General features: G+C 41.5%; 19 protein-coding genes and 1 rRNA gene. 19 read left to right on the top strand and 1 reads right to left on the bottom strand.

Annotated elements, in window-relative coordinates; all coding sequences use genetic code 11:
- Positions 1-5: 5 nt before the first annotated feature.
- Positions 6-425, bottom strand: a complete 420-nt coding sequence (locus H5157_RS16065) for a hypothetical protein (protein ID WP_002959502.1) — start codon at positions 423-425, stop codon at positions 6-8.
- 232 nt (positions 426-657) lie between these two features.
- On the opposite strand from H5157_RS16065, the gene H5157_RS16060 reads away from it, so the two are divergent.
- The 19 genes from H5157_RS16060 to H5157_RS15970 all read left to right on the top strand — a co-directional run.
- On the top strand, positions 658-2,628 hold the full coding sequence (locus tag H5157_RS16060; protein WP_182725061.1) for an AsmA family protein: 1,971 nt from the start codon (positions 658-660) through the stop codon (positions 2,626-2,628).
- A gap of 272 nt (positions 2,629-2,900) precedes the next feature.
- Positions 2,901-3,269, top strand: a complete 369-nt coding sequence (rplN, locus tag H5157_RS16055) for a 50S ribosomal protein L14 (RefSeq protein ID WP_002959498.1) — start codon at positions 2,901-2,903, stop codon at positions 3,267-3,269.
- A 10-nt stretch (positions 3,270-3,279) separates the two neighbouring features.
- Positions 3,280-3,594, top strand: coding sequence for a 50S ribosomal protein L24 (gene rplX, locus H5157_RS16050; RefSeq protein WP_002959496.1), 315 nt, complete (start codon positions 3,280-3,282; stop codon positions 3,592-3,594).
- Between the two features lie 16 nt (positions 3,595-3,610).
- Positions 3,611-4,150: a 50S ribosomal protein L5 gene (gene rplE, locus H5157_RS16045; protein WP_010554915.1), complete on the top strand. Its 540-nt coding sequence runs from the start codon at positions 3,611-3,613 to the stop codon at positions 4,148-4,150.
- A 10-nt stretch (positions 4,151-4,160) separates the two neighbouring features.
- Complete coding sequence (gene rpsN, locus H5157_RS16040) at positions 4,161-4,466, top strand: 30S ribosomal protein S14 (RefSeq protein WP_006794245.1); 306 nt, start codon at positions 4,161-4,163, stop codon at positions 4,464-4,466.
- 21 nt (positions 4,467-4,487) lie between these two features.
- Complete coding sequence (gene rpsH / locus H5157_RS16035) at positions 4,488-4,880, top strand: 30S ribosomal protein S8 (RefSeq protein WP_002959491.1); 393 nt, start codon at positions 4,488-4,490, stop codon at positions 4,878-4,880.
- A gap of 13 nt (positions 4,881-4,893) precedes the next feature.
- Complete coding sequence (gene rplF, locus H5157_RS16030) at positions 4,894-5,427, top strand: 50S ribosomal protein L6 (protein WP_002959488.1); 534 nt, start codon at positions 4,894-4,896, stop codon at positions 5,425-5,427.
- 9 nt (positions 5,428-5,436) lie between these two features.
- On the top strand, positions 5,437-5,787 hold the full coding sequence (rplR, locus tag H5157_RS16025) for a 50S ribosomal protein L18 (protein WP_002959486.1): 351 nt from the start codon (positions 5,437-5,439) through the stop codon (positions 5,785-5,787).
- A gap of 9 nt (positions 5,788-5,796) precedes the next feature.
- A complete protein-coding gene (gene rpsE, locus H5157_RS16020) occupies positions 5,797-6,303 on the top strand; it encodes a 30S ribosomal protein S5 (protein WP_002959485.1) in 507 nt (168 codons plus the stop codon).
- A gap of 2 nt (positions 6,304-6,305) precedes the next feature.
- Positions 6,306-6,488 carry a 50S ribosomal protein L30 gene (rpmD, locus tag H5157_RS16015; RefSeq protein WP_002959482.1) on the top strand — a complete coding sequence of 61 codons (183 nt, stop codon included), beginning with the start codon at positions 6,306-6,308 and terminating at the stop codon, positions 6,486-6,488.
- 4 nt (positions 6,489-6,492) lie between these two features.
- Positions 6,493-6,927, top strand: a complete 435-nt coding sequence (rplO, locus tag H5157_RS16010) for a 50S ribosomal protein L15 (RefSeq protein WP_002959480.1) — start codon at positions 6,493-6,495, stop codon at positions 6,925-6,927.
- 10 nt (positions 6,928-6,937) lie between these two features.
- Positions 6,938-8,266: a preprotein translocase subunit SecY gene (gene secY, locus H5157_RS16005; RefSeq protein WP_002959478.1), complete on the top strand. Its 1,329-nt coding sequence runs from the start codon at positions 6,938-6,940 to the stop codon at positions 8,264-8,266.
- 22 nt (positions 8,267-8,288) lie between these two features.
- The gene (gene rpmJ / locus H5157_RS16000; RefSeq protein WP_002959476.1) at positions 8,289-8,402 is read left to right on the top strand and encodes a 50S ribosomal protein L36; all 114 of its coding nucleotides are present in this window, start codon (positions 8,289-8,291) and stop codon (positions 8,400-8,402) included.
- Positions 8,403-8,527: 125 nt separating this feature from the next.
- Positions 8,528-8,884: a 30S ribosomal protein S13 gene (gene rpsM / locus H5157_RS15995; protein WP_002959473.1), complete on the top strand. Its 357-nt coding sequence runs from the start codon at positions 8,528-8,530 to the stop codon at positions 8,882-8,884.
- 12 nt (positions 8,885-8,896) lie between these two features.
- Positions 8,897-9,283, top strand: a complete 387-nt coding sequence (gene rpsK / locus H5157_RS15990) for a 30S ribosomal protein S11 (protein ID WP_002959471.1) — start codon at positions 8,897-8,899, stop codon at positions 9,281-9,283.
- Positions 9,284-9,304: 21 nt separating this feature from the next.
- The gene (rpsD, locus tag H5157_RS15985) at positions 9,305-9,925 is read left to right on the top strand and encodes a 30S ribosomal protein S4 (RefSeq protein ID WP_002959461.1); all 621 of its coding nucleotides are present in this window, start codon (positions 9,305-9,307) and stop codon (positions 9,923-9,925) included.
- A gap of 24 nt (positions 9,926-9,949) precedes the next feature.
- Entirely contained in the window at positions 9,950-10,936 is a 987-nt protein-coding gene (locus H5157_RS15980) for a DNA-directed RNA polymerase subunit alpha (RefSeq protein ID WP_008127834.1), read from the top strand.
- Between the two features lie 39 nt (positions 10,937-10,975).
- On the top strand, positions 10,976-11,377 hold the full coding sequence (rplQ, locus tag H5157_RS15975) for a 50S ribosomal protein L17 (protein WP_006794892.1): 402 nt from the start codon (positions 10,976-10,978) through the stop codon (positions 11,375-11,377).
- Positions 11,378-12,185: 808 nt separating this feature from the next.
- Positions 12,186-12,301, top strand: a 16S ribosomal RNA gene (locus H5157_RS15970); the annotation flags it as partial.

Raw genomic sequence — 12,301 nt, 5'->3', positions numbered from 1 at the left:
TGCTCCTAATCTTTGCTTTGCCAAAGAATTGATACGCCGTATATTAAACTCATTACAGCAAGGTAAAATGTAGCCATCATGCTGTGAGATACTTCTAAAGCAAGAGTATCGGAGAGTAAGTACACGCCACCCATACTAAAAAGTAAGCCAAGCACGACATGTTTATAGGCAATAGTGTCGATGGTATTTAAATACTCATCTTTATATGTAAGGTGGTATTTCATTCTCCATGTAAACCCGCCTCTGATCACAAACATAAAGAATGAACCTAAAAAAGCAGCAGTTCCTAAAAACAATAGTGGGGCTGATGTTTGATTAAGCATTGGGTAAACACTAATGATTAATAAAGTGACCCCCATGAATAATGAAAACCATGCATTTTGGCCCATAAATTTTTCTTCACTTTTAATATCGTAATTAGACATAGCTCATTTCCTTTTAAAATTTTTACAATATGTAACCTGTAGGTATCAATGCAACCTTAAGGTTTCATTGGGTCAATATTTATTTGTAACCTAAAGGTATCAAAATGTTTCAGGGGCGATTCAGGATGGGAATGTAATATCTAATAAAAAGCTTTTTTATCAGAACGACAATGATTTTAAGGCTAACACTCGCTATGATAAGAACATTATTTGCACGTTTGAAAGGACGATCATGAAAACCTTACTTAAAATTGTAGGTGTAATACTTTTACTATGTATAGCACTAATTGTTGCCGCACCGTTTTTAATCCCTACTGATACTATTTTTAACAAAGTTTCAGAACAGGTAGAACAAACAACTGGGCGCACTCTTACTATTAAAGGTGATAAAACACTTAGCGTATTCCCTGCATTAAAGTTAGAACTTAACGACGTGCATTTTGCAAATATGGAATCAGGTTCGCGCGCCGATATGGCGAGTATGAAACAGCTTGCTGTACACATACCTTGGTTTTCATTATTTGGTGGTGAGTTTAAATTAGATAAGTTTGTTATAAACGAACCAAATATCCTATTAGAAACCGACAAAAATGGTAAAGCCAATTGGCAGTTGTTTGATGCAGTTGCAGAGCAACCAAAAGAGCAGAGCCAATCAGGTGAAGCGATAAAGCTTCCAGATAACTTTGATATTGAGTTAGGTGAGGTTGCTATTTATGGCGGCACATTTACTTATCTAGATGGTCAAACAGGTGCCAAACAACAAATTAGCGATTTAGAACTCGCTATTTTACTTCCTTCACTTCGTAAAACATTAGAAGTAAAAGGGGGTATTACTTATATGAAAGAGCGTTTTGATCTTGATATAAAATTAGATACTCCTGCTAAAGCAATTGAAGGTGCTACTTTTAATGTTAAACAAACCTTAGATTCTCGTTTAGTTGATTTAACGTTCGAAGGGAGCATAGCTAAGCAAGGCCAAGATATTAAAGGTCAGTTAGCACTAAGCGGTGAGTCTGTTAAAAGTATTGCGAAATGGCAAGGTGTAGAGCTAGACGCTAAAGACAATGCATTTAACGGATTTAGTGTAAACGGTAAAATGCACCTACTAGGTGAGAAATTTAATCTAGAAGATTTAGTTGCGACGTTAGACGCATTAGAAATAAAAGGTAAGAGCGAGCTTAACCTAGGTAAGCGTTTAGCAGTAAATGCTGATATTGATTTAGGTATGCTTGACTTAAACCCGTATCTACCTGAAGCAGTGGCCAAACAAGAAGAGCCAGAAGAGCAAGAAGATAAACCTGCAGAGCCAATAGTATGGGATGACACTAAAATTGATTTAAGTGCATTAAATTCACTAGATGCAAATGTAGTGATTCGTTCAAGTGGATTAAAAGCCAATGATATTAAATTAGGCGCAAATCAATTTACTGTTGCTTTAAAAAATAGCGTTGCAAAACTAAGCCTAGATAGCTTTTCTGCTTATGAAGGGTCAGGTAAAGGCGTTATCAATGTAAACGCACAGCAAGTACCTTATAAAATATCAACTAACTTTGACTTAGCTGGAATAGATGCACAGCCTTTATTAACGGATGCGGCAGGTTTTGACAAGCTAATGGGTAAGGGGTCTTTAAATTGGAACCTAAACACAACTGGCCAAAGTCAAAAGTCGTTTATTGGTGCGCTTAATGGAAAGCTTGGATTTGAGTTTGCTGATGGAGCTGTAAAAGGTGCAAATATAGCTGAGATGGTTCGTAAAGGTAAGGAACTCATTTCAGGTAACTTTGGTGCTGCATCTGAAGGGCTTGATACCGGATTTGAAGAATCTGAGCAAACAGATTTTTCAGCATTAACTGGAAGTTTTAACTTTACTAATGGCGTTGGCAAAAATACCGACCTATCACTTATCAGCCCACTTATTAGAATATCAGGTGAAGGCGACGTTGATTTACCGCAAACAACGGTCAACTATCGTTTGGTTACAGGTATAGTTGGATCTATCGAAGGTCAGGGAACTACCGATGACAGCACTGGCTTTAAAATACCACTACGTATAAAAGGGCCTTTCCACGATGTAGGTATAAAGCTAGATGTTGGTGATGCGCTCAAAGATGAAGCTAAGCAGAAGGTCGATGAGGCAAAAGAAAAAGCCAAAGACAAAGCAAAAGATAAAATTAAAGATAAATTAAAAGGTTTATTTGGTTAATTTATTACACTTTAAACAAACAAGGCATATTACAGGTGCCTTGTTTGTTTTGTAACCACCTGTAAAATAGCTACATAGCCGTAATTACTCAGCTTTAATTTCCCATCACTCCAAATTAATTAAAAAATAACCTATCGCTACCCCCTCAATGCTGGTACAATTGCCCGCCCTTAAGAGACAACTCGTTTGTTTTTGAGTGGGATTTAATCGAAATGTCTTGATTTTAAACAAATTTAAGACACGTTGTAATTACTACACCGGAGGTCATTAACATGATCCAAATGCAAACTCAGCTGGAAGTTGCTGATAACAGCGGCGCTCGCAAAGTGCAGTGTATAAAAGTCCTTGGTGGTTCTCACCGTCGCTACGCAGCGATTGGCGACATCATTAAAGTTTCTGTAAAAGAAGCTATTCCTCGCGGTAAAGTGAAGAAAGGTGATGTTAAAAACGCGGTAGTTGTGCGTACCAGAAAAGGTGTTCGCCGTCCAGATGGTTCTCTGATCCGTTTTGACAGCAACGCTGCTGTTATCTTAAATGATAACTTACAGCCAATTGGTACACGTATTTTCGGCCCTGTGACTCGCGAACTTCGTAATGATAAGTTCATGAAAATCGTTTCACTAGCCCCAGAAGTACTGTAAGGAGCCAATCATGGCAGCAAAAATACGTCGTGATGACGAAGTAATCGTACTAGCAGGTAAAGACAAAGGTAAGCGCGGAAAAGTGCTTTCAGTTGTTACTGAATCTGGTCGAATCTTTGTCGAAGGCATAAACTTGATCAAGAAACACCAAAAGCCGGTTCCACAATTGAACCAAGCTGGCGGCATTGTTGAGAAAGAAGCATCTATGGATGCATCAAACGTTGCGATCTTCAACTCGGAAACGAGTAAAGCTGATCGTGTAGGTTTCAAGATTGAAGATGGTAAGAAATTACGTATCTTTAAATCTACTGGTAAAACTATCTAATAGTTGGAGTAGAATGATGGCGAAACTGCATGAAGTATATAAAGACAAAGTAGTTGCTGAACTTCAAGAGAAGTTTGGTTTCAGCTCTGTCATGCAAGTCCCTCAGATCGAAAAGATCACATTGAATATGGGCGTGGGCGAAGCCCTAGCTGACAAGAAGATTTTAGATAACGCAGTAGCGGATCTAGCAGCAATCTCTGGTCAGAAACCTTTAATCACTAAAGCACGCAAATCTGTTGCTGGCTTTAAAGTGCGTGAAGGCTACCCGATTGGTTGTAAAGTAACCCTACGCGGCGAGCGTATGTGGGACTTTTTTGAGCGTTTGGTATCAATCGCTATCCCACGTATTCGTGACTTCCGTGGCGTAAGTGCAAAGTCTTTTGATGGACGTGGCAACTACAGCATGGGCGTACGTGAACAAATCATCTTCCCAGAAATCGATTACGATAAAGTAGACCGTGTACGCGGTATGGATATTACTATCACTACTTCTGCGAAATCTGATGAGGAAGGCCGTGCGTTGTTAGAAGCGTTTAACTTCCCATTTAAGAAATAAGGGTAGGGTTATGGCAAAGAATTCTATGAAAGCGCGCGAAGCAAAGCGCACAAAACTAGTTGCTCAGTACGCTGAAAAGCGCGCTGCACTAAAAGCTATCATCAGTGATGTTAACACATCTGAAGATGATCGTTGGGACGCGGTACTTAAGCTACAAGCTTTACCACGTGATTCTAGCCCTGCACGTCAACGTAATCGTTGTAACATTACGGGCCGCCCACATGGTTTCCTTCGCAAATTCGGCATGAGCCGTATTAAAGTTCGCGAAGCAGCTATGCGCGGTGAAATTCCTGGCCTTAAAAAGGCTAGCTGGTAATAGAATCATGGGAGTAAGACTATGAGCTTGCAAGATCCTATCGCGGATTTGTTCACACGAATTCGTAACGGTCAATCAGCGAAGAAAGTATCTGTAACGATGCCAACTTCAAAGCTGAAAGTAGCATTAGCTAAAGTACTAAAAGACGAAGGTTATATCGTAGATTTCGCTGTTAACGGCGAAACTAAACCTGAGCTTTCTATCGAGTTGAAGTACTTCGAAGGCAAAGCTGTAATTGAAAATATCCAGCGTGTAAGTCGCCCTGGTTTACGTATCTATAAGAAACGTGACCAATTACCTAAGGTAATGGGTGGTCTTGGTATCGCTATCGTATCAACTTCTAAAGGCCTAATGACAGACCGCGCAGCACGTAGTGCTGGTGTTGGTGGTGAAATCATTGGTTTTGTAGCTTAATCGGAGGGGAACTATGTCTCGCATAGCAAAGGCACCAATTACTGTTCCTGCCGGTGTAGAAGTTACATTAAAAGGCCAGGAAATCACAGTTAAAGGCAAAAACGGTGAACTTACTCGTACAATCAACAACGCTGTTGAAGTACAAGTAAATGACAACGTTATTACTACTTTACCTCGTGATGGCGTAGCTAATGCATGGGCTCAAGCAGGTACTGCTCGCGCTCTAATCAACAACATGGTTGTTGGTACGCATGAAGGTTACGAGAAGAAACTTCAGTTAGTAGGCGTGGGTTACCGTGCTGCAGCGAAGGGTAAAACATTAGATTTAACTCTTGGCTTCTCACACCCAGTTAATTTCGCAGTTCCTGAAGGAATTACGATTGAAACTCCAAGCCAAACAGAAGTTCTAGTTAAGGGCGTAGACAAGCAGTTAGTTGGTCAAACAGCTGCTAACATTCGTGCATACCGTAAACCTGAGCCTTATAAAGGTAAGGGTGTTCGTTATTCAGATGAGAATGTACGCCGTAAAGAGGCTAAGAAGAAGTAAGGTAAGACGATGGATAAAAAAACAGCTCGTCTACGTCGTGCTAAACGCACTCGTAGAAATTATATTGAACAAGGCACAACGCGTCTTGTTATCCACCGCACGCCACGTCACATATACGCTCAAGTTGTAAATGCTGAGGGTAATGTACTGGCTGCTGCTTCTACTGTTGAAAAGGCTATTAGCGAAACAGTTAAAGGCACCGGTAACGTTGAAGCTGCGCAAGCAGTTGGCAAAGCGGTTGCTGAACGTGCGGCTGACAAAGGCATCGAAAAGATTGCTTTTGATCGCAGTGGCTTTAAATATCACGGCCGTGTGAAGGCGCTAGCTGATGCTGCGCGTGAAGCCGGTTTGCAATTCTAGGAGTAGACTATGGCTAACGTAGAAGCAAAGCAACAACAGCCTGATCTAGCTGAAAAGCTAATCGCGGTGAACCGTGTGTCTAAAGTAGTTAAAGGTGGTCGTATCTTTAGCTTTACTGCACTAACTGTAGTTGGTGACGGCGCAGGTAAAGTAGGTTTTGGTTATGGTAAAGCACGTGAAGTTCCAGCTGCTATTCAAAAAGCAATGGAAAAAGCACGTCGCAACATGATCAATGTAGACCTAAATGGCAATACATTACAGCATCCTGTTAAGGGACGTCATGCTGGCTCACTAGTGTTCATGAAACCAGCCTCTGAAGGTACTGGTATCATCGCAGGTGGTGCTATGCGTGCAGTACTAGAAGTGACTGGTGTTCAGAACGTACTTTCTAAATGTTACGGTTCTACTAACCCAATCAACGTAGTACGTGCAACGATTTCGGCTCTTGAGAATATGAATTCTCCACAGTCAATCGCTGCAAAACGTGGCCTTCGCGTAGACGAAATACTGGGGTAACCATGGCAAATCAAACTGTAAAAGTAACACAAGTAAAAAGCTCTATCGGTCGTTTACCGAAACATAAAGCTACATTACGCGGTCTTGGTTTACGTCGTATCAACCACACTGTTGAGTTAGAAGACACAGCATGTGTACGTGGTATGATAAACAAGGTTTCTTACATGGTTAAGGTAGAGGGTTAATTCGATGCATTTGAATACACTTTCACCTGCTGCAGGTTCAAAAACTGCTCCAAAACGTGTTGGTCGTGGTATCGGTTCTGGTCTAGGTAAGACTGGTGGTCGTGGTCACAAAGGTCAAAAATCACGTTCTGGCGGCAAAGTACGCGTTGGTTTTGAAGGCGGTCAAATGCCTATGCAACGTCGTCTACCTAAATTTGGTTTTACTTCTCGCAAATCTTTAGTATCTGCAGAAATAAACCTTTTTGAAATCGCTAAAGTTGAAGGCGATGTGGTAGACCTAAGCGCGTTACAAGCAGCTGGTCTAGTTAAAAAGAACGTTCTTTTCGTTAAAGTTGTTAAATCTGGCGAAGTTTCACGCGCTGTTACCGTTAAAGGCCTTAAAGCCTCTAAAGGTGCTCGCGAAGCTATTGAAGCTGCCGGAGGCAAGGTAGAAGACTAAGGAAGTACTAATGGCTAAACCAGGTCAAGATACAAAAAGTGCACAAGGTGGACTTTCGGAATTGAAGCGCCGATTACTCTTCGTATTGGGTGCTATCATAATTTACCGTCTAGGTTCATTTGTGCCGATCCCTGGGATTGACGCCGCTGTACTTGCCGATTTCTTCGAGCAACAAAAGGGCACCATTGTTGAAATGTTCAACATGTTCAGTGGTGGTGCACTTGAGCGAGCTTCAGTGTTAGCACTGGGTATTATGCCGTATATCTCGGCTTCGATTATTACGCAACTATTAACGCATATGTATCCTCCGTTTATAGAGCTTAAGAAAGAAGGTGAGCAAGGGCGTAAAAAAATTAGCCAGTACACACGCTATGGCACGCTTGTGCTAGCTACTATTCAATCAATCGGTATTGCTACTAGCTTACCGGGCATGATGGAGGGGTTAGTTGTTAACCCTGGTATGGGTTTCTATTTCACCGCAGTGGTGAGTTTAGTTACTGGTACTATGTTCCTTATGTGGTTGGGTGAACAAATAACAGAGCGTGGTATCGGTAACGGTATCTCTGTTCTAATATTTGTTGGTATTGTAGCTAACTTGCCGTCTGCTATTGGTTCGACAGTCGAAATGGCGCGCCAAGGTGATTTGAATGTTTTTGTACTGTTGATGGTTGCGGTAATCGTATTCGCTGTTACTTATCTTGTAGTGTTTTTCGAACGTGGACAACGTCGTATTGTTGTTAACTACGCTAAACGCCAACAAGGTCGTCAAGTATTTGCTGCCCAAAGCACGCATTTACCACTAAAAGTAAATATGGCGGGTGTTATTCCACCAATCTTCGCTAGCAGTATAATTCTGTTCCCTGGTACAATTGCTAGCTGGTTCGGCCAAGGTGAAGGTCCAGTCGCTGATGTATTACAAGCTGTTGCTACTACGTTGACTCCAGGTCAACCGTTGTACTCGCTTGTTTTAGCTGCGGCTATTATCTTCTTCTGCTTTTTCTACACAGCGTTGGTTTTTAACCCACGTGAAACAGCAGATAACCTTAAGAAATCTGGCGCATTTATCCCAGGTATTCGTCCAGGTGAGCAGACATCTAAATACATTGATAAAGTGATGACACGCCTGACATTGGCAGGTGCTTTGTATATAACCTTTATCTGTCTGGTGCCTGAATTCATGACGATGGCGTGGCAAACGCCATTCTACTTCGGCGGTACATCAGTTTTGATTATCGTTGTAGTAATCATGGACTTTATGGCACAAGTACAGACTCACCTGATGTCTCATCAGTATGATTCTGTGCTGAAAAAAGCGAACCTTAAAGGCTACGGTCGATAAGGTCAGTTTACGGAGTTGAGCAATGAAAGTACGTGCTTCCGTTAAGAAAATATGCCGTAACTGTAAAGTTATTAAGCGTGCTGGTGTAGTACGCGTAATTTGCAGTGAGCCTAAGCATAAGCAAAGGCAAGGCTAAGTAAACAGTCGTGCAGGCTGAGTTTTCTCGGCCTGTGTTTTTAGTAGTGATTTGGTCTTCGTTTGAGTATCCTTACGGGCTTTTCAAACTTTTGATTACCAAATTCGAATATAGGAGATGTGTTAGTGGCCCGTATTGCTGGCATTAACGTCCCTGATCATAAACATGCAGTTATTGGTTTAACAGCTATTTATGGCATAGGTAAGACTCGCTCTAAGGCTATCTTAGAAGCGACTGGTATCGCCGAAACCACAAAAATCGGTGAACTTTCAGACGAAATTCTTGACGTACTGCGTGATGCAGTTGGCAAGTACACTGTTGAAGGTGATCTTCGTCGTGAAGTTACTTTAAATATCAAGCGCCTAATGGACCTTGGTTGTTATCGTGGCCTACGTCACCGTCGCTCTTTACCACTACGTGGTCAAAGAACTAAGACTAACGCGCGCACCCGTAAGGGTCCTCGTAAGCCTATTAAGCGATAAGGGGATAGTATTATGGCTAAGACACCAATTCGTCGTAAAAAGGTTAAAAAACAAGTTGCTGATGGTATGGCTCATGTTCATGCTTCTTTCAACAACACTATTGTAACGATTACCGACCGTCAAGGTAATGCACTATCATGGGCTACTGCCGGTGGTTCAGGTTTCCGTGGTTCACGTAAATCTACACCATTTGCTGCTCAGGTTGCTGCAGAGCGTGCAGGTACTGCTGCTCAAGAATACGGTTTAAAAAATCTAGAAGTTTTCATCAAAGGTCCAGGTCCAGGTCGTGAATCTGCTGTACGTGCTTTGAATGCTGCTGGTTACCGTATTACAAACATTACTGACGTGACGCCAATACCACATAATGGTTGTCGTCCACCGAAGAAACGTCGCGTTTAACAATAGGTTAGGAGAAATAACATGGCAAGATATTTGGGCCCTAAGCTCAAGCTGAGTCGTCGTGAAGGTACTGACCTGTTCCTTAAGAGCGGCGTAAGAGCTATCGACTCTAAGTGTAAACTTGAGACTGCACCTGGTCAGCACGGCGCTCGTAAAGGTCGTCTATCTGATTACGGTTTACAATTACGTGAAAAGCAAAAAGTACGTCGTATCTACGGTGTATTAGAAAAGCAATTCCGTAACTACTATAAAGAAGCTGCTCGCCTTAAAGGTAATACAGGTGAAAACTTGTTACAGCTTTTAGAGCAACGTTTAGACAATGTTGTATATCGCATGGGTTTTGCTAGCACACGCGCTGAAGCACGTCAGTTAGTAAGCCATAAAGCGATTCTAGTTAATGGTCGTGTTGTGAACATTCCTTCATACGTAATTACTCCAGAAGATACTGTAGTAATCCGTGAGAAGTCTAAGACACAAGCACGTATCATCGCTGCTCTAGAGTTGGCTGAGCAACGTGAAAAGCCGACTTGGGTTGAAGTTGACGGTAAGAAATTGGAAGGCAGCTTTAAGCGTCTACCTGAGCGTTCAGACCTGTCTGCGGACATTAATGAACAACTAATCGTCGAACTTTACTCTAAGTAAAGTTAAGAGTTAAGAGAGGATAAAATGCAGGGTTCTGTTACAGAATTTCTAAAACCAAGGTTAGTCGACATCGACGCTATAAACCCAACGCGTTCTAAAATAGTTTTAGAACCATTAGAGCGTGGCTTTGGTCACACTCTGGGTAATGCTTTACGCCGTATATTACTTTCATCTATGCCTGGATGTGCAGTAACTGAAGTAGAAATCGACGGTGTATTACATGAGTACAGCGCGAAAGAAGGCGTTCAAGAAGACATCATTGAAATACTATTAAACCTTAAAGGTTTAGCAGTAACGTTAGAAGGCAAAGATGAAGTTTTTCTGACCCTGACTAAATCTGGTGTAGGCCCTGTTACTGCGGCTGATATTCAGCACGATGGCGATGTAACAATTGCTAATCCAGATCACGTTATCTGTAATTTAACTACAGGTAACAGCGAGATCAGCATGCGTATTCGTGTTGAGCGCGGTCGTGGTTATGTGCCGGCATCTAGTCGTTTATCCTCTGATGACGATGAGCGTCCAATTGGTAGATTGTTGCTTGATGCATCATTCAGCCCAGTTGAACGTATTGCGTACTCGGTTGAATCAGCTCGAGTTGAGCAACGTACAGATTTAGACAAATTAATCATTGATATGGAAACAAACGGTACATTAGATCCTGAAGAAGCGATCCGCCGTGCGTCTACTATCTTAGCTGAGCAATTAGATGCATTCGTAGATTTACGCGATGTAACTGAGCCAGAAGAGAAAGAAGAGAAACCAGAATTCGATCCTATTCTGCTTCGTCCAGTCGATGATCTTGAACTAACAGTACGCTCAGCAAATTGTTTGAAAGCCGAGCAAATTCAATATATCGGTGATTTAGTTCAGCGCACTGAGGTTGAGCTTCTTAAAACGCCTAATCTAGGTAAGAAGTCTCTAACTGAAATTAAAGACGTGCTAGCTTCACGTGGTCTTTCTCTAGGTATGCGCCTAGAAAACTGGCCACCTGCAAGTTTAGCTGAATAATCTAAATCACTATATTAGTTTAGTTAGAAGGATAGGGTCATGCGCCATCGTAAGAGTGGTCGTCAATTAAACCGTAACAGTAGCCATCGTAAAGCGATGTTCAGCAATATGGCAGGTTCTTTGGTGAAACATGAAATCATCAAAACTACTTTGCCAAAAGCGAAAGAGTTACGTCGTGTAATTGAACCTTTAATCACACTGGCTAAGACTGACAGTGTAGCAAACCGCCGTTTAGCGTTTGCTCGCACACGCGACAATGAAGTTGTTGGTAAATTATTCAGTGAAATCGGTCCACGTAACGCGGATCGTCCAGGTGGTTACACTCGTATTCTTAAGTGTGGCTTCCGTACTGGTGATAATGCACCAATGGCTTATATTGAACTAGTTGGTCGCCCAGCGACTAGCGAAGAAGTTCAAGAAGACGCACAGTCTGCAGAGTAAGTCTTAAAGAAACCTAAAAGCCGAGCTTATGCTCGGCTTTTTAATGCCTGGAAATTATAAATAAAATTTTTGCATTACTATATTTACCTATTACCTATTTACCACTAATCTCTAGTCATCTACAACACGGCTCTATTTCATTAATGATTTAGCTAAGTGAGTAGCATTACTATAAAAACGGTAACGTTACACCTAAGAAAAATCATAAGCTAATATGGTTGTTACCATAATTACCTTTCAAATAAGCACTAGAAAGATATTTATCATCATACACTTAGTCAAATGGCGCTATTACATAAATAAAACTTACTATTAGTTGTGTTTTTGAGCGTTTAGCTCAAATACTCATCGAGCAGCATGTTTTTTCAAGTTTTCTTCAAAAAAGGGTTGATCTGTTTTCGGATCTCCCTATAATGCGACCCCACTGAGACGGCAGAGCAGGCAACGCTTAGCGAGGCAAGCAAGTCACTTAGTGAGTCGAGTAAAACTTGAGTTTATATTTTTATAAAATTTAAAATTAAGTGTTGACAAAAACACAGGAAAGCGTAAGATTCGCTTCCCTTGAGTCGCTAAGGCAACTCAAACGTTCTTTAACAATATAAAGCAATCATCTGTGTGGGCACTCGTACAGATTGAGTTCTAACAGCCAAGCTACTTAGGTAGTGAGGCAAACAAATTAGAGTCTCAATTGAAACTGAGTGACCAACAGAATAATTACTTAGGTAGTTATTCAGCACAGTCAATTCAATATCGAAAGATATTAAATAAATTCAGAATTCATTGAGCTGTCGAAAGACACAAAACTTTTTAATTGAAGAGTTTGATCATGGCTCAGATTGAACGCTGGCGGCAGGCCTAACACATGCAAGTCGAGCGGTAACAGAAAGTAGCTTGCTACTTTGCTGACGAGCGGCGGACGGGTGA

Source organism: Pseudoalteromonas sp. SG43-3, from assembly GCF_014164385.1.
GTDB classification, from domain to species: Bacteria; Pseudomonadota; Gammaproteobacteria; order Enterobacterales; family Alteromonadaceae; genus Pseudoalteromonas; species Pseudoalteromonas distincta.
This window is presented reverse-complemented; position numbering and strand designations above follow the sequence as displayed.

Coding starts and splice junctions, on each gene's coding strand:
- H5157_RS16065 (WP_002959502.1), bottom strand. CDS start 425: ATGTCTAATTACGATATTAAAAGTGAAGAAAAATTTATGGGCCAAAAT.
- H5157_RS16060 (WP_182725061.1), top strand. CDS start 658: ATGAAAACCTTACTTAAAATTGTAGGTGTAATACTTTTACTATGTATA.
- rplN (WP_002959498.1), top strand. CDS start 2,901: ATGATCCAAATGCAAACTCAGCTGGAAGTTGCTGATAACAGCGGCGCT.
- rplX (WP_002959496.1), top strand. CDS start 3,280: ATGGCAGCAAAAATACGTCGTGATGACGAAGTAATCGTACTAGCAGGT.
- rplE (WP_010554915.1), top strand. CDS start 3,611: ATGGCGAAACTGCATGAAGTATATAAAGACAAAGTAGTTGCTGAACTT.
- rpsN (WP_006794245.1), top strand. CDS start 4,161: ATGGCAAAGAATTCTATGAAAGCGCGCGAAGCAAAGCGCACAAAACTA.
- rpsH (WP_002959491.1), top strand. CDS start 4,488: ATGAGCTTGCAAGATCCTATCGCGGATTTGTTCACACGAATTCGTAAC.
- rplF (WP_002959488.1), top strand. CDS start 4,894: ATGTCTCGCATAGCAAAGGCACCAATTACTGTTCCTGCCGGTGTAGAA.
- rplR (WP_002959486.1), top strand. CDS start 5,437: ATGGATAAAAAAACAGCTCGTCTACGTCGTGCTAAACGCACTCGTAGA.
- rpsE (WP_002959485.1), top strand. CDS start 5,797: ATGGCTAACGTAGAAGCAAAGCAACAACAGCCTGATCTAGCTGAAAAG.
- rpmD (WP_002959482.1), top strand. CDS start 6,306: ATGGCAAATCAAACTGTAAAAGTAACACAAGTAAAAAGCTCTATCGGT.
- rplO (WP_002959480.1), top strand. CDS start 6,493: ATGCATTTGAATACACTTTCACCTGCTGCAGGTTCAAAAACTGCTCCA.
- secY (WP_002959478.1), top strand. CDS start 6,938: ATGGCTAAACCAGGTCAAGATACAAAAAGTGCACAAGGTGGACTTTCG.
- rpmJ (WP_002959476.1), top strand. CDS start 8,289: ATGAAAGTACGTGCTTCCGTTAAGAAAATATGCCGTAACTGTAAAGTT.
- rpsK (WP_002959471.1), top strand. CDS start 8,897: ATGGCTAAGACACCAATTCGTCGTAAAAAGGTTAAAAAACAAGTTGCT.
- rpsD (WP_002959461.1), top strand. CDS start 9,305: ATGGCAAGATATTTGGGCCCTAAGCTCAAGCTGAGTCGTCGTGAAGGT.
- H5157_RS15980 (WP_008127834.1), top strand. CDS start 9,950: ATGCAGGGTTCTGTTACAGAATTTCTAAAACCAAGGTTAGTCGACATC.
- rplQ (WP_006794892.1), top strand. CDS start 10,976: ATGCGCCATCGTAAGAGTGGTCGTCAATTAAACCGTAACAGTAGCCAT.